The organism is Iamia sp. SCSIO 61187, from assembly GCF_019443745.1.
Taxonomy (GTDB): domain Bacteria; phylum Actinomycetota; class Acidimicrobiia; order Acidimicrobiales; family Iamiaceae; genus Iamia.
On sequence record NZ_CP050948.1, the window covers coordinates 2,531,302 to 2,546,920 of the forward strand.

15 protein-coding genes are annotated in these 15,619 nt (G+C 74.9%); 8 read left to right on the forward strand and 7 right to left on the reverse strand.

The genetic code is table 11. From position 1 onward, the window contains the following. Window positions 1–67: 67 nt before the first annotated feature. Window positions 68–2,683: a bifunctional diguanylate cyclase/phosphodiesterase gene (locus HC251_RS12145; protein WP_219945544.1), complete on the reverse strand. Its 2,616-nt coding sequence runs from the start codon at window positions 2,681–2,683 to the stop codon at window positions 68–70. A 243-nt stretch (window positions 2,684–2,926) separates the two neighbouring features. Between HC251_RS12145 and HC251_RS12150 the strand changes: the two genes are divergently transcribed. Both HC251_RS12150 and HC251_RS12155 read left to right on the forward strand, forming a co-directional pair. Next, window positions 2,927–4,009 (forward strand): hypothetical protein, encoded by a 1,083-nt coding sequence (locus HC251_RS12150; RefSeq protein ID WP_219945545.1) that lies wholly within the window; start codon window positions 2,927–2,929, stop codon window positions 4,007–4,009. Next, a complete protein-coding gene (locus tag HC251_RS12155; RefSeq protein ID WP_219945546.1) occupies window positions 3,955–5,676 on the forward strand; it encodes a bifunctional diguanylate cyclase/phosphodiesterase in 1,722 nt (573 codons plus the stop codon). Before HC251_RS12150 ends, HC251_RS12155 begins: the two co-directional genes overlap by 55 nt. A 99-nt stretch (window positions 5,677–5,775) precedes the next feature. On the opposite strand, the gene HC251_RS12160 is transcribed toward HC251_RS12155, so the two are convergent. From HC251_RS12160 to HC251_RS12175, 4 genes are read right to left on the reverse strand one after another with little or no spacing between them, the layout of a single operon-like run. After that, window positions 5,776–6,990 carry a cation:proton antiporter gene (locus HC251_RS12160; RefSeq protein ID WP_255566701.1) on the reverse strand — a complete coding sequence of 405 codons (1,215 nt, stop codon included), beginning with the start codon at window positions 6,988–6,990 and terminating at the stop codon, window positions 5,776–5,778. Beyond that, window positions 6,987–7,469, reverse strand: a complete 483-nt coding sequence (locus HC251_RS12165; RefSeq protein WP_219945547.1) for a cation:proton antiporter regulatory subunit — start codon at window positions 7,467–7,469, stop codon at window positions 6,987–6,989. The genes HC251_RS12160 and HC251_RS12165 overlap by 4 nt, the downstream gene beginning before the upstream one ends. Window positions 7,470–7,529: 60 nt before the next feature. Continuing rightward, on the reverse strand, window positions 7,530–8,054 hold the full coding sequence (locus HC251_RS12170; protein WP_219945548.1) for a DUF3565 domain-containing protein: 525 nt from the start codon (window positions 8,052–8,054) through the stop codon (window positions 7,530–7,532). Window positions 8,055–8,059: 5 nt separating this feature from the next. Then, window positions 8,060–9,055: an NAD-dependent epimerase/dehydratase family protein gene (locus HC251_RS12175; RefSeq protein ID WP_219945549.1), complete on the reverse strand. Its 996-nt coding sequence runs from the start codon at window positions 9,053–9,055 to the stop codon at window positions 8,060–8,062. Between the two features lie 79 nt (window positions 9,056–9,134). Here HC251_RS12175 and HC251_RS12180 point away from each other — a divergent pair, with 79 nt between their 5' ends. Beyond that, window positions 9,135–9,713, forward strand: a complete 579-nt coding sequence (locus tag HC251_RS12180) for a DUF488 family protein (protein WP_219945550.1) — start codon at window positions 9,135–9,137, stop codon at window positions 9,711–9,713. 48 nt (window positions 9,714–9,761) lie between these two features. Here the strand turns inward: HC251_RS12180 and HC251_RS12185 are convergent, their stop codons facing one another. Then, the gene (locus tag HC251_RS12185) at window positions 9,762–10,334 is read right to left on the reverse strand and encodes a GNAT family N-acetyltransferase (protein ID WP_219945551.1); all 573 of its coding nucleotides are present in this window, start codon (window positions 10,332–10,334) and stop codon (window positions 9,762–9,764) included. 130 nt (window positions 10,335–10,464) lie between these two features. Between HC251_RS12185 and HC251_RS12190 the strand changes: the two genes are divergently transcribed. Beyond that, window positions 10,465–11,148, forward strand: coding sequence for a histidine phosphatase family protein (locus tag HC251_RS12190; protein WP_219945552.1), 684 nt, complete (start codon window positions 10,465–10,467; stop codon window positions 11,146–11,148). A gap of 11 nt (window positions 11,149–11,159) precedes the next feature. Further along, window positions 11,160–11,627, forward strand: coding sequence for a hypothetical protein (locus HC251_RS12195; RefSeq protein WP_219945553.1), 468 nt, complete (start codon window positions 11,160–11,162; stop codon window positions 11,625–11,627). Window positions 11,628–11,679: 52 nt separating this feature from the next. Here HC251_RS12195 and HC251_RS12200 read toward each other — a convergent pair whose 3' ends face one another. Continuing rightward, complete coding sequence (locus tag HC251_RS12200; protein ID WP_219945554.1) at window positions 11,680–13,314, reverse strand: long-chain fatty acid--CoA ligase; 1,635 nt, start codon at window positions 13,312–13,314, stop codon at window positions 11,680–11,682. Between the two features lie 122 nt (window positions 13,315–13,436). Here HC251_RS12200 and HC251_RS12205 point away from each other — a divergent pair, with 122 nt between their 5' ends. From HC251_RS12205 to HC251_RS12215, 3 genes are all read left to right on the forward strand, one after another. After that, window positions 13,437–14,567, forward strand: a complete 1,131-nt coding sequence (locus HC251_RS12205) for a class I adenylate-forming enzyme family protein (protein WP_219945555.1) — start codon at window positions 13,437–13,439, stop codon at window positions 14,565–14,567. Window positions 14,568–14,595: 28 nt separating this feature from the next. Next, window positions 14,596–15,243, forward strand: a complete 648-nt coding sequence (locus HC251_RS12210; RefSeq protein ID WP_219945556.1) for a VOC family protein — start codon at window positions 14,596–14,598, stop codon at window positions 15,241–15,243. Between the two features lie 73 nt (window positions 15,244–15,316). Continuing rightward, window positions 15,317–15,610 (forward strand): hypothetical protein, encoded by a 294-nt coding sequence (locus tag HC251_RS12215; protein ID WP_219945557.1) that lies wholly within the window; start codon window positions 15,317–15,319, stop codon window positions 15,608–15,610. The last annotated feature ends 9 nt before the right edge of the window (window positions 15,611–15,619 follow it).

Genomic DNA, 15,619 nt, shown 5'->3' on the forward strand with positions numbered 1-15,619 from the left:
CGTGCTCCAGGGGGCCGTCAGGGGCCACCCATCGTGGCACCCGCGGTCGGCTGCGAGGGGGATCGGGTCAGCGCTCGGCGGTGGCGCTCGCACCCGCCGCCCAGAGGAGCTCCTCGCCGGACCCGGGGACGCCCAGGAGGAAGCCCTGGGCCTGGTCGCAGCCCATCTCGCGCAGCATGTCGAGCTGGTGCTCGGACTCGACTCCCTCCCCCAGGGCGGCGATGCCGAGGGCGTGGGCCAGGCCGATCACCGACGCCACGATCGTCCGGTCCTGCTGGTTGGCGGTCATCTGGGTGACGAAGGTGCCGTCGACCTTCAGCAGCTGGACCGGGAAGGCGCTGAGGTAGCTGAGCGAGCAGTAGCCGGTGCCGAAGTCGTCGATGGCCAGGCTGATGCCGAGGCCCCGCAGGCGTCGCAGGGTGTCGAGCGCCCGCACCGGGTCGTCCATGAGCGCCGTCTCGGTCACCTCGACGACCAGCGCCTCCGGCGGGGCGCCGGTGGTGGCCAGGGCCCACTCCACGTCGGCGACGAGGCCCGGGTCGCCCAGCTGGCGGGCCGACACGTTGACGGCCATCGTCAGGCGGGCCCCCGCCTCGTGCCAGCGGGCCAGCTCACGGCAGGCCACCTCCAGGATGCGACCCCCCAGCGGGACGATGAGCCCGGTCTCCTCGGCGACGCCGATGACCTCGGCCGGCCCTCCGAGCCGACCGTCGGCGCCCGGCCAGCGGAGGAGCGCCTCCGCCCCGATCAGCACCGGAGCACCGTCGGTGATGTGCCACAGCGGCTGGTAGTGGAGCACGATCGCACCCTCGGTGCGGATGGCCTCGCGGATGGCGCTCTCGGTGCGGCGTCGGGCCTCGGCCCGGGCGCGGAGGCTGTCGTCGAACACCTCGATGGCCCCGCTGACCCGGGCCTTGGCCTCGTACATGGCGGCGTCGGCGTCGTTGACGACGGTCGCGGCGTCGAACGGCCCGACGGCCAGCCGGGCGCCGATCGTCGCGCTCACCTCCAGCTCCGTCCCCGAGACGGTGATCGGCGGTCGCAGGCTGTCGGCCACCCGGGTGGCGATGGCGGTCGCCTCGGCCGGCTCGGTCACCCCCTCGCACAGGATCACGAACTCGTCGCCGCCGAAGCGGGCGACCATCTCCCCGGCGCGGAGCCCGTTGCGGAGCCGCCCGGCCACGGCCCGCAGCACCTCGTCGCCCCGCTCGTGGCCGTAGGTGTCGTTGATGGACTTGAACCCGTCCAGGTCGCAGAACAACACGGCGACGGGAGCGCCGGCGGGGACGGCGTCGAGGCGGGCGAGCAGCATCGACCGGTTGGGCAGGTCGGTGAGGGCGTCGTGGGCGGCCTGGTGGCTCAGGGCCTCCTCGGCGTGGTGGCGGTCGGTCGTGTCCCGGGCGTTGACCACCACGCCGCCGATGGAGGGGTCGTCGAGGAGGTTGGTCGCCATGGCGTCGATCCACCGCCAGCCGTGGTGGCGGGCGTCGAGGACGCGGAGCTCGCCCCGTCCCGTCCCCGTGGCCAACACGGCCGCGGTCACCCCGTCGAGGACCGAGATGTCGTCGGGGTGGACCAGGGGACGCAGCGAGGTCCCGATCACGTCGTCCACGCGGTAGCCGAGGATGCGCTCGACCGACGGGCTGATCTCGACCAGGTTGTGGTAGCCGTCGGTCACCAGGACCAGGTCGCTGGAGTTGCGCACCAGGGCCTCGTAGTGGTCGGCGGTGGTCTGCACGACACGGGCGAGGTGCACGTTCTCGGCGATGGTGAGCAGCTGCCGCACGGCCATCAGCACCACCACGGTGACGCCCGCCAGGACGAAGGGCGGCCCGATGCCGTCCTCCTCGAAGAACTGCCCCGTCAGCACCCCGGCCAGGATCGCCGCCGCGATGGGCAGGTACACGAGCAGCGTGCCGGGGACCGACGGTGCATCCCCCGTCGCCTGCCCGCTCACGTCGCTGGAGTCCCGGCACCGGTGGGCGGCGGCCCCCATGAGGCACAGCCCGGCCAGCCACAGGACCTCCAGGACGGCGCTCCCGGTCTGGTAGGACCCGTGCAGCTGCTGCAGGGCGAAGGCGGTGGTGCACAGGGCGTTGGCCAGCTGGCCGGCGGCCAGGAGGCCGAAGACCGCCCGCCGGTCGCGGTGCACGCGGCTCAGCATCATCAGCACCACGCTCGCCACCGAGCCGGTGGCGAAGGGGTAGACCAGGGCCACCACCCGCTCGAGGGGGTCGCCGCCGCCCGCGAGCAGGTCGTCGAGGAAGAGGAGCCACGCCAGGCAGAACGTGGCCGCCGCCGCGATCAGCGCGTCGGTCGCCCGCCGGAGCCGGGCCGGCACGCTCCGGCTCCCGATGGGGAAGCTCAAGACGCCGACCAGGCCCAGGGGGAGGGCGGCGGTGAAGCCGATGTCGGCCGGCGACGGGAACGGGGAGATGGTCCCCGCCACCTCCTCGAGGAGCGTCCAGGCGACCTGGCCGCCCCACCACAGGACCATCGACGCCGAGAGGAAGCCCCAGGCCCGGCGGGCGGGGCCCGTGCAGCGGCGCGCGGCGCGGACCATCAAGATGGCGACGCCCCCCGAGACCACGACCCACGCCAGGTTGACCACCGCCCGGCTCACCACCGGTCCCCCGGGATCGATCACCAGGAAGAGGGCGAAGACCCCAGCGATGGCGGCCACGACGGCCAGCAGGCGCGCGGGCGCGGGACGGGGATCGTCTCGTCCCGCTCGCGCCGCGTCCACCCGGGCCCCATCGGCAGGCGCAGCCGGGCCTGAACCCGTCGGGCAGGAGAACCAGGTGAGCCACCCGGACGGAGGAGGCGGTGCGTGGCCCGGTCGGGGGAGGTGAGCCGCAGGTCACGGGCCGGAAACCGTTCAGGACGTGGGGCCGCTGCCGAAGTGCGGGGCATGTCGCCAGCGGACGTGGACGGACGGGAGGGGCGGCTCGTCATCCCGGCGCCACCGCTGTGGACGGTGGCGGTGGTCGGGGCCGCCGTCCTCGTGGTCCACCTGATCTGGCCCGCCGGTCCGACGGGCGACGCGACCTACCTCGGCGCCCTCATCGGGGCGTCGGTGCTGGCGTGGCTGATGGTGGCCGGCGGCGGCCCGGGCGACCGGCGGGCGTGGGCGATGGTCGCCGTCGGCCTCTCGCTCTCGGCGACGGCCGACCTGGTCTGGTATGTCGACTACTGGCTGACCGGCGTCGAGCCCGACATCTCCCTCGCCGACCCCCTCTGGCTGGTCTCCTACGTGGCCCTCGGGATCGGCCTGATGCGCCTCACGCCGAAGCGGGACGGGGCCCGGGGCGTCGACGTCGACGCCATCATCGACTCCCTCGTCCCCGCCGTGCTCGTCCTGGTGGCCCTGTGGGAGCTGGCGATCGCCGACCTGATCTCCGACGAGGCCTCGTCGCCGCTGGCCCGCACGGTCTGGGCCACCTACCCCATCCTCGACGTGGTCGTGCTCACCCTCGCGGTCCGCCTGGCCATCCACCACCACCGGACCCGGTCCCGGGCCCTGACGCTGTTCGGTCTCGGCGTGGCGGCGTGGCTGGCGGCCGACGTCGGGTACCTGCTCGCCACCGCCGAGGGCCTCTTCCGCTGGCTCGACGCCGGGTGGATGGTGGCATCCGTGCTGCTCGCCGCGGCCATCGTCGCCCACCGGCGCGACGGCGGCCCCGCCCTGGGCGAGGACGTCGCAGGGGCGCACCGCGGCCGCATGTGGCTCGTCATGGTCCCCCTGCTCGTGCCCCCCGTGATCGAGGTGCGGGGCTTCCTGGACGGGACCGACGCCAACCCGGTCGCCCTGGGCGCGGCCACCGTCGCCCTGGTCGTCCTGGCGAGCATCCGCGGCCACCGGCTCCTCCGTGCCGCCGAGCGGGCCCGCGCCACCCTCCAGGTGGGGGAGGCGCACTTCCGCGCCCTGCCGCCAACTCCGCCGACGCCGTCGTGGTGCTCGACGCCGAGGGGCGCGTCGTCGAGTCGTCGGGCAACCTCGTCCGCCTGACCGGGCGCGAGGCCGACGACGTGCTGGGCGAGCCGGTGACCGTCGCCCTCTCGTGCACCGACCACGACGCCCTGGAGACCTACGTCGGCACGGTCCACCGGCGCCCCGGCTCGGTGTCCGAGCACGAGGTCGAGATCCGGAACACCGACGGCGAGACCCGCTGGCTGGCGACGCGCATGGTGAACCTCCTCGACGACCCCGCCGTCGCGGGCATCGTCGTGAACCTCCAGGACGTGACCGAACGCCGCCGGGCCCAGGACGAGCTCGCCCACCAGGCCTTCCACGACGGCCTCACCGGCCTGGCCAACCACGGGCTCTTCGGTGACCGGATCGAGCACGCCCTCCGCCGGTCGGCCCGGACCGGGGCCGCCGCCGCCGTCCTCTACCTCGACATCGACGGCTTCAAGTCGGTCAACGACCGCTTCGGGCACGACGCCGGCAACCACGTGATCCAGGAGGTCGCCGACCGCCTGCGGGGCACCGTCCGGGCCGCCGACACCGTGGCCCGCCTGGGCGGTGACGAGTTCGCCGTGCTGATCGACGAGAACCACCTCCACGCCGACGAGGCCCGGACGACGGCGGAGAGGATCCTGCAGGCGCTCAGCATCCCCGTCGAGGTCGACGGGCAGCTCATCGCCATCTCCGCCAGCATCGGCCTCGCCGTCGGCGACGCCACGTGCACCGCGGCCGCCCTGCTCCGCAACGCCGACATCGCCATGTACCAGGCCAAGGCGGGCGGCAAGGCCCGCACGGTCGTGTACGACGAGCAGATGGGGGCCGCCGCGAGCGACGCCCTGCGGATCGAGGCCGACCTGGTCGGCGTCATCGAGCGAGGCGAGCTGGAGCTGCACTACCAGCCCGTGCTGCAGCTGGAGACCCGGCGCCTCACCGGCTTCGAGGCCCTGGTCCGGTGGCGGCACCCCGAGCTGGGGCTGCTCGGCCCCGACCGGTTCGTGCCCCTGAGCGAGGACACCGGCCAGATCGTCCCCATCGGCCGGTGGGTGCTCGACACGGCGTGCACCGCCGCCACCCGCTGGCACGACGCCGGGGACGGCCCGCCCCCGCTGACGATGGCGGTCAACCTGTCCGCCGTCCAGCTGGCGACCGACCAGATCGTCGACGACGTGCGGGCCGCGCTGGAGCGATCGGGCCTCGACCCGTCGCTCCTCGTGCTGGAGATGACCGAGACCAGCCTCATCACCGACCCCGTGGCCGCCGCCACCCGGCTGCGCGCCCTGCACGACCTGGGCGTCCGCCTGGCGATCGACGACTTCGGCACCGGCTACTCGTCGCTCAGCTACCTGCGGCAGTTCCCCATCGACATCTTGAAGATCGACCGGTCCTTCGTCGACACGATCACCGACGGCGACGACATCCCCCCGATCGTGCGGGGTCTGCTCGACCTGGGCCGCACCCTGGACCTCGAGATCATCGCCGAGGGCATCGAGAACGCCGCCCAGCACGAGGGTCTGCGGCGCGAGGACTGCGAGATGGGCCAGGGCTTCCTCTTCGCCCGGCCCATGCCGGCGGCCGACGTCGACCGGCTGCTGGCCGAGCGCACGCAGCGGGCCGACGCCATGCGCTCGCCCGCGGCCGGTGCCGGGGGGGCCGAGTCCCCGTCGGGCGCCCCCGACGAGGTGGCCGGCCCCGAGGTCGTGCCCCGCTAGTCGCTCACCCACCGGGGTGGTCACGGTCCGCCGGCGACCGCCGATGGTCCAGGCGCGTGGACGGTCGGCTGGACCGCGACGGCGGCGATGCCGCCATGGTCAGACCTGGGGCTCGACCTCGGTGCGCAGCGCCGGTCGGGCCGTGAGGCGCGCCGCCAGGGAGTCCGACGAGCGGGTGATCAGCGGGCCGGCGATGGCGGTGAGCAGCACGTAGCAGGCGGCGACGGCGGCCAGGTCGGAGCCGAAGGCGGCCGATGCCCCGATGGCGGCGATGACGATGGAGAACTCCCCGCGGGCGATGAGGACGGTCCCGGCCCGCAGCCGCCCGGGGACGGCCACCCCCAGGCGCCGCGCTGCGACCCACCCGGTGACGATCTTGCCGGGACCGGTGAGGCCGAGCAGGACGAGGGCCGGCAGGGCGCCGTCGAGGAGGTCGCCGGGGTCGATCTGGAACGAGAAGAAGAGGAAGAACGAGGCCGCGAAGAGGTCGCGGAGGGGGGCGACGAGCGTCGCCGCCCGGTCCCGGACGGGGTCGGAGAGGGCCAGGCCGACGAGGAACGCGCCGATGGCGGCGGACACCTGGAGGCGCTGGGCCAGCCCGCCGACCAGCAGGGTCAGTCCGAACACCGAGAGGAGGAGGGCCTCGTCGGACCCGGGGGCGAGCAGGGCGCTCAGCCGGTCCCCCCACCGCATCGAGGCCGCCAGCACGACGCCGACGGCGGCGAGGGCGACGGCGACCGTGAGCGCCGTCCGGGCGGCGGACTCGCCGCTCAGCAGGGCGGCGACGACGGGCAGGTACACCGCCATCGCCAGGTCCTCGAGGACGAGGAGGTTGAGCACGGCCGGCGTCTCCCGGTTGCCGAGGCGGCCGAGGTCGGTGAGGACCTTGGAGACGACGCCCGACGAGCTGATCCAGCTCACGCCGCCCAGGAGGACGGCGCTGCGCCCGTCCCACCCCATCACCAGCCCGAGGGCGAGCCCCGGCACGAACCCCAGGAGGGCGTCGACGGCCCCGGCGACCAGGCCCCCGCGCAGCCCGGCCCGCAGCTCGGCCGGGGTGTACTCGAGACCGAGGGTGAGCAGGAGCAGCAGGACGCCGATCTCACCGCCCAGCGAGATGAAGTCGGCGCTCACGTCGAGGGTCGTGATGCCCCCCTCGCCGACGACCAGGCCGACGAGCAGGTAGAGGGGGATGGCCGTGATGCGCCACCGGCCGGCCAGGCGGGCCAGGACGGCGAGGGCGGTGATGACCGCCCCGATCTCGATGAAGGCGACGGTGGCGTCGCCCGAGGCGGCCGCCAGCAGGTGGTTCACCCGTTGAGCAGGCGGTCGAGGGCGGCGAGCCCCTCGTCGGTGCCGACGGCCACGATCGTCTCGCCGCCGACGAAGCGGTGCTCGGGCCCCGGTGCCGGGATCGTGGTCTCGTCCTTGATCACGGCGACGATCGACACCCCGGTCTGGGTCCGGAAGGCGCCCTCGGCGATCGTGCGGCCCACGAACGGCGACGACGGCTCGACGGTCAGCCACTCGATGGCCAGCCCCTCGATGCGCTGCTGGACGGCGGTCAGGGCCTCGTTGACCCGCGACGCGCCGAGCAGCTCGGCCAGGGTGCGGGCGTCGTCGCCGTCGAGGACGATCTGGGCCAGGCACCGGTCGGGGTCGACCCGGTCGTAGACCACCAGCTCGCGCCGCCCGGTGCGGTGGGTGATGACCCCGACGATGGTCCCGCTCGCCGTCGTGAACTCCAGCCGGACCCCGACGCCGGGCAGCTGGGTCTCGGTCACCTCGGCCACGGGGCCTCCTCCGGTCGTCCGGCGGCCGACAGTACCGGGACGGCGCGGCCGAGCGGCCCGTCAGCCGTCCCGGTGGTCCTCGACCCGGCCGGCCCAGCACGCCGGGTCCCCGCCCTCGTCGTCCTCGTGGCGGCCCAGGAACGAGACGTGGAACCGCACCGGCCCTCGCAGGACCACGCGGTGGACCACCTCGGGCGGGATCGCCTGGGCCTCCCCGGCCCGGACGGTCCGCTCGCCGGACGGGTCCGACGCCAGCCAGAAGCCGAGCGCGCCGTCGAGGACCTGCAGGCGGCCCCAGCGACCGGCGGCGACGCGGTGCTCGCCGGTGAGCCCGGCGGGGGTGCTGTGCTCGTCCCACGTCGCCGTGGTGCGCAGCACGCTCAGGCCCGCAGGCAGCTCCGCCCGGTCGCACGGGGGGCAGTCGAGGCTGGTGCCCACGTGCGCGGTCCTCCCCTCGGCGGTGTCCACCCAGGGGGCGACGCGGTACGGCGGGCGGTGGCGGACGTGCTGGCCGTGGAGGCACGACAGCTCGGCCACCCAGTCACCGTCGTCGCCCCGGTGCCAGCCGGTGATGGTGCGCTCCATGCCGATCAGGACCCGGCCTCGGGGGGCGCGCCCTCGCCCCGGAGGGCCGCGGTGGGGGCCCGTCTCGTGGTCCGCATGCCCTCCAGGCCCTCGGCCAGGGCCTCGTGCCCGGACATGGCGGGCGACCAGCCCAGCACGTCGCGAGCCCGGCTGGAGTCGAGCAGAGGGCACCCGAACACGAGCCGCACCCACCCCGGGTCGACGGGCTGGAGGTGCGCCCGCCAGGTCAGCGAGGCGGCGGCCCGGGCGGGCAGCCGGAGGGCGGGCACGTGGCGGCCCCCGACCACGTCGTCGGTGGCCAGGTTGAACGCGCCGGAGACCGACCCGAGGGCGGCCTCGGCGAAGGCCCGGGCGACGTCGATGGCGTGGACGACCTGGAAGCGGGTGGGGACCCGGTCCACCAGGGAGGGGCGGAGGGCGGCGGGGAGCCCCGGCAGACGGGGCAGGAAGTACCGCTTCAGCTCCAGCCCGGCCCGCTCCTGGAAGATCAGGGCCGGTCGCATGCGCACGACCCGCAGCGTCGGGTGGTCGGCCTCGATGGTGTCGAGCAGTCCCTCGACCTCGGCCTTGTGCCGCGAGTACGGGTGGTGCGGGTGGCCGCCGAGCGGCCAGCTCTCGTCGACCGTCCGGTCCTTGGGCCCGGCCGCGTAGGCCCCGACCGACGAGGCGTGGACGAGAGCGGGCACCCCGGCGGCGACGGCAGCGGCGAAGACCCGGGCCGAGCCGTCGACGTTGGTGCGCCGCTGGGCGTCGACGTCCCACGAGGGCTGGATCAGCCAGGCCAGGTGCACCAGGGCGTCGGCGCCGACGACGGCTGGCTCCAGGTCGTCCACGGTGATGTCGGCCCCGAACCAGCGGACCTTGGCGCGGTGCTCCTGCTCGGGCGGGCGCCGGGACAGGGCCCGCACCTCGGCGACGCGGGGGTCGGTGTCGAGGACGTCGAGCAGGGCGGCGCCGACGTTCCCCGACGCCCCGGTCACGGTGATGGTGGATCCGGGCACAGCCCACCGCTCCCCCCGGCGCGCGGCCTTGAACCGGGTCGTGCTGGGACCCGGGCGCTCGTCGGGGTAGACGGGGTCCGTGACCGCCTCCCCCGCCCCGTCCCCGGCCGAAGGCCGGACCACGCTGCTGACGGTCGGGCACGGGACGTTGCCGGCCGCCGGCCTGGCCGAGCTGCTCGAGGGCGCCGGGGTCGCGCACCTCGTGGACGTCCGGGCCTTCCCCGGGAGCCGGCGGAACCCGCAGTTCGGCCAGGACGAGATGCGCCGGTGGCTGCCCGAGGCCGGCATCGGGTACCACTGGGCCGAGGCCCTCGGCGGGCGGCGGCGGCCGGTCCCCGACTCACGGCACGTCGCCCTGCGGAACGAGTCGTTCCGGGCCTACGCCGACCACATGGAGACACCCCTCTTCACCGACGCCCTCGACCACCTCCTGGCCGGTGCGGCCGGCGCGCCCACCGCGGTGATGTGCAGCGAGTCGGTGTGGTGGCGGTGCCACCGCCGTCTGCTGGCCGACCACGCAGTCCTGGTCCGGGGCGTCGACGTCCGCCACCTCATGCACGACGGCCGGCTCACCCCGCACCCGCCGACCGACGGCGTCCGCCGCGACGGCGACAACGTCGCCTACGACCTCCTGGCCCAGCCGCCCCTGCCGCTGTAGCCGCCCGTCCCGCGAACCGGCGACCCGTCCGAGCCCGGGAGGCCGGCCTCAGCTGTCGACGACGTGGGCGTGGAGGTGCATGTCGTGCCACCCGTCGTCGTGGAGCAGGGCGCGTCGGAGGGTCCCCTCCGCCGGGTAGCCGGCCCGCTCGGCGACGCGGCACGACCCCGGGTTCTCGACCGAGTGCCTGATCTCCAGGCGTTGGAACCCGGCGCCGTGGGCCCAGTCGGTCACGGCCCGGACCGCCCGTGCCGCCACGCCCCGCCCTCGGGCCGAGGGGAGGACCCAGTAGGTGACCTCGCCCTGGCCGGCGGCCAGACGGAGGTACAGCGTGACCCGCACCGCCACCGCCCCATCGGCGGTGCGGGCAGCCCAGGTGGCCGCCGTCTCCGACGACCAGCCGGCGTGCGTGCCGAGGACCCAGTCCGCCGCCTCGTCGGGGTCGTCGAGCCGGCGGAGGTTCCAGCGCTGCACGGCCGGGTCGGCGAACGCATCGAGGACCGCCGGGACGTCGTCGGGCTCGAACCGCCGGAGGATCAGGTCGTCGTCGGCGGCGAGCGTCGGCTGGGCCGAGGAGGCCAGCGCACCCGGTGCGAGCACCGGCGGGACGAGGCGGGGCACGACCGCCTAACGGTGCCGGGCACCGGTCAGCGTTTGCACGGCGTCCACGGCCGCAGCCTACGGACCAGGCACCCGGCGATCGAGGCCGCGAGCGCCGGCCTGGCGGCTTCGATCGGTACCGTGCCGTCCTATGCGTCTGATCCTGGTGCGACACGGCGATGCCCACGCCGGCTTCCACGGCCCGATCGCCGGCCCGACCGGGTGCGGGGGGCTGACGCCGCTCGGCCGCCGCCAGGCCGAGGCCCTCCGCGACCACCTGGCGACCACCGGCCGGTACGAAGCCGACGTGCTCGTGGCGAGCATCCTCCCCCGGGCCATCGAGACGGCGACGATCATCGCCCCGGGGCTGGGCATCGAGCTCTCGGTCCGCGACTGCGACCTGTGCGAGGTGCACACGGGCGAGGCCGACGGAGTCGACTGGTCCGAGTACAACGGACGCTACGGCTCGTTCGACATGGAGGCCGAGCCGGATCGGCCCTTCGCCCCAGGCGGCGACAGCTGGAACGGGTTCCACGTCCGTGTCCGTCGCACCGTCGAGCGGCTGGCGGCCGACCACGCCGGCCGGACGGTGGTGGCGGTCTGCCACGCCGGCGTGATCATGGCGTCGATGCGGCTACTGCTCGGCATCCCCGACCCGGCCACCAGCGCCCACCTGCGACCCACCAACACGGGCCTCACGGAGTGGGAGCACGACCCCGAGCTCGGGACGTGGATCCTCCGGGCCTACAACCAGGCCGACCACCTCATGGACCTCCCCCGCCCGCCCCGACCCGACGACGACCCCGTGGTGGTGCCGCCCGACCCGGCGGGGTAGGGGCGCCAGCCATGACCGACGGCGAGCAGTACACGACCGAGGCGGCCCGGGCCGCCGCCGCCCACGACGAGCTGGCGGAGTGGGTCGCCGCCTTCCTGTCCAGCCCCGGCAGCGACAACGCCGCCCTGGCGGAGCAGCTCGCCGACCAGCCGCGCTGGTGGATCGGACCGGTCGAGGTCCCCCTCGACCAGCTGGGTCGGCTGGCCGGGCCGCCCGGTCACCCGGTCGTGGAGGTCGTCGACGACCACGAGTGGCGCGACGACGTCGACGACCTGGCGCAGCAGGTCGAGGACGGGCAGGAGCCGGCGCCGGTGATCGCCACGCACACCGACGACGGGCTGAAGCTCGAGGACGGCAACCACCGGGTCGAGGCCCTGCGCCGGGCCGGCGTGGACCGGGCCTGGACCGTCATCGGCTTCGACGACCCCGAGGCGCGCGACCGCTTCATCGCCCGCAGCGAGCAGGCCCCCTCGGTGTGAGGGGGCCGCCCGCAGCGCCACGGACGACGGCCGGCGCTCGGGGCGCCGGGGGTCAGGCCGTCGGCAGCTCGTAGTCCTGGAACTGGGTGCGCAGGTCCTTCTTGGAGAACTTGCCCACGCTGGTCTTGGGGATCTCGTCGACGAAGGCCACGTCGTCGGGCAGCCACCACTTGGCCACCTTGCCGTCGAGGAACTCGAGGATCTCCTCCTTGGTGGCCTCCTCGCCCTCCTTGAGGACGACGCAGGCCAGCGGCCGCTCCTGCCACTTGGGGTGCTTGACGCCGATGACGGCGGCCTCGGCGACCTTGGGGTGGCCCATGATCTCGTTCTCCAGCTCGACTGTGGAGATCCACTCCCCGCCGGACTTCACCACGTCCTTGGTCCGGTCGACGATGCGCATGTAGCCGTGCTGGTCGACGGTGGCCACGTCGCCGGTCTTGAGCCAGCCGTCCTCGGTGAAGCTCTCCGGCGAGCGGTCGTCGTTGTAGTACGCCCGGGCGATCCAGGCGCCCTTGGCCTGGATCTCGCCCTGGGCCTCGCCGTCCTTGGCGACCGGCTCGAGGCTCTCGGGGTCGACGACCCGCAGGTCGACACCGGCCAGGGGCACGCCGATGGTGGCCCGCAGGTCGGCGAGCTCCTCCTCGCCCAGGCCGTCGGCCAGGGTCGTCTTGATGTGGCCGGCCGACGCCACGGGGCTGGTCTCGGTCATCCCCCACGCCTGGTAGATGGGCAGGCCGACCTGCTCGCGGTAGGCCTCCGACAGGGCCTTGGGCACGGCGGAGCCGCCGCACGGGATGGCCCGCAGGGCGGACAGGTCCCGGCCCTTCAGCTCGGGCAGGACACCCATCCAGATCGTCGGGACCCCGGCGGCGATGGTGACCTTCTCGCTCTCGATCAGGTCGGCGAGCGGCGCCGGCGCCATGTTGGGGCCGGGCATGACGAGGTTGGCGCCGACGGCGACGCCGACGTGGGCCAGGCCCCAGGCGTTGGCGTGGAACATGGGCACGACCGGCAGGATCGTGTCGGTCTCGGAGGCGCCGATGGCGTCGACGGCCATCACGCCCATGGTGTGCAGGTAGGTCGAGCGGTGGCTGTAGACGACGCCCTTGGGGTTGCCCGTGGTGCCGGACGTGTAGCACATGCTCGCGGCCTGGTTCTCGTCCCGGACGTCCCAGGTGGCGGGCTCGGCCGCGGCGAGGAGCTCCTCGTACTGGTGGACGGTCTTGCCCGGCGGGGCCTCGTCGGGCACCTCGCCGGCCCCGTCGTCCATGACCACGATGTGCTTGACGGTCTCGAACGTCGGGAGCAGCGGCCACACCAGGGCGGCCAGGCTGCGGTCGACGAAGACGACCTCGTCCTCGGCGTGGTTGGCGATGTAGGTCAGCTGCTCGGGGAACAGGCGGATGTTCAACGTGTGGAGGACCCGGCCGCTGCACGGGGCGGCGAAGTAGAGCTCGAGGTGGTTGGCGGTGTTCCACCCGAAGGTGGCCACCCGGCCGTCCGCCGAGATGCCCAGGTCGGCCAGCACCCCACCGGCCTTGCGGGTGCGGGCCGCCCACTCCCCGTAGGTCCGGGTCTCCCGGCCGGTGGCGGTGGCCGTGATGACCCGCTTGTCGTGGAAGAGGTTCTCGGCCCGGTCGAAGAAGTGCTCCAGCGAGAGCGGGTGGTCCTGCATCAGGCCCAACATGGGGTCCTCCGGGGGTTCGTGCGACGGCGTGGGTGGGTCGGTGGGGAGATGGGGCCCCGACCGTAGCGGCCGCCCTCCCCCCGGTGTCGGCCGTCACGACGGATGCCCGTACCCTCCCCGACGTGGGACGACTGGTCGGGGTCGAGGCGCGGGGCGGACCTGGCTTCGTCGACCGGCTGCGGCGGACCTGGGACGACGGTGACGCCTTGCTGCCCATCGACCCCCGGCTGCCCCCGCCGGCCCGCCAGGACCTCATCGACCGGCTGCGACCGGCCCGGGTGCTGTCGGCCGCCGGCGACGTCGTCGCCCGCGACCCTGGCGCGCCGCCGGTGGCCGAGGACGACGCCCTCGTGGTGGCGACCAGCGGGTCGACCGGCGCCCCCAAGGGCGTCGTCCTCACCGGCGCCGCCCTCGCCGCCCACGCCGCGGCCGTCCACGCCCACCTGGGCGTCGGCCCCGACGACCGCTGGCTGGCCTGCCTGCCCCTGGCCCACATCGGCGGGCTCGGCGTGGTCGTGCGGGCCGTGGTCGACGACGTCGGCCTCGTGGTCCACGACGGCTTCGACCTCGCCGCCGTGGCCTCGGCCCGGGACGCCGGGGCCACCCTCACATCGCTGGTGCCCACGGCCCTCGACCGCCTCGGCAGCGACGGGTGGCGGTGGGTCGTGCTGGGCGGGTCGGCCGACACCGTGGCGGCGCGGCCGGCGAACGTGGTCCGGACCTACGGCATGACCGAGACCGGCGGGGGCGTGGTCTACGACCGGCACCCGCTGCCGGGGGTCGCGCTGGAGGCGAGGGACGGCCAGCTGTGGGTCCGCTCCCCCACCCTCGCCCGGGGCGTGCGCCAGCCCGACGGCTCGGTGCTCGACCGCCGCCGGGACGGCTGGCTGGCGACCGGCGACGCCGGGCGGGTCGAGGCCGACGGCACCGTCCACGTCGACGGCCGGGTCGACGAGCTGATCGTGACGGGGGGCGAGAACGTGTGGCCCACGGTCGTCGAGCGGGCCGTCCTCACCCACCCCGAGGTGGCCGAGGTGGCCGTCGCCGGTCGTCCCGACCCCGCGTGGGGCGAGCAGGTCGTGGCCTGGATCGTGCCCGTCGACAGGACGGCGCCGCCGTCCCTCGCCGCCCTGCGCGACCACGTCGCCGTCACCCTCCCGCGCCACGCCGCCCCCCGCCGGCTGGTCGTGGTCGACGCTCTCCCCCGCACGCCGCTGGGCAAGGTCGCCCGCCGGGCCCTGTCCGCCGGCTGACCCGCCCGACCGGGTCTACGTTCGGGGCATGGCCGACGAGCTGACCGCGACCGACCTCGCCGCCGACGAGACCCTCGCCGACTGGCGCTACCTGCTGAACACCATCGTGGCGACGTACCGCGCCCCGTCGCTCACCGAGGCCGCCGCCTTCGTGACCGCCGTGGCCGCCCTGGCCGCCGAGGGCGGGTCCGACGTCGACGTCGACCTCCGCCCGCCCGGCGTGGTCCGGGTCGGCCTTCCGGCCCCCGACCTCGTCGTGCCCGGCGGGTCCGTGGCCCTCGCCCGCGCCACCTCCGACCGGGCCGCGGGCGACGGCCTGGTCGCGGTGCCGAGCCAGGCCCGGCTGGAGGAGATCGCCATCGACGTGCTCGACATGGCGGCGGTGAAGCCGTTCTGGCAGGCCGCCCTCGCCTACGAGGACGACGGGGCCGACGCCATCGTCGACCCGCTCCGCCTCGGGCCGTCGGTGTGGTTCCAGCCCATGGACGCCCTCCGCCCCGAGCGCAACCACATCCACATCGACATCACCGTCCCCCACGACGTGGCCGACCAGCGCGTGGCCGACGTGGTCGCCGCCGGCGGCACGATCCGGTACCGCCGCGACCGGGCCTTCACGGTCCTGGCCGACCGCGAGGGCAACGAGGTCTGCATCTGCACTTGGCTCGACCGCGGCTAGGGCCCGCACCGGACGCATCGCACCGCGAGCGGGAACCGGACGAGCGGTCGCCGGTCAGCCCTAGGGTGCCGCTGTGTCCACCGTGGTGCTCCTGAGCGTGCTCGCCGTCGTGATCGCCGTCGTGATCGTCGTCGGCGTCTCCGTGGTCGTCGGGCTCAGCCGCCCGATCCCGCCACCAGCAGGGGACTGGGAGGTCAGGCTCGCCGCCGTCCGGCCCGTGGTGGTCCGGCAGCTGTGGGAACGCCGGCCCGTCGAGGCCGTGAAGACGGTCCGCTCCGCCACCGGGCTGGGTCTCGCCGAGGCCAAGCAGGTCACCGACGCCATCGCCTTCGAGGAGCGGGTCGACCCCCGCCGTCGACGGCGCTGAGGAGGAGCG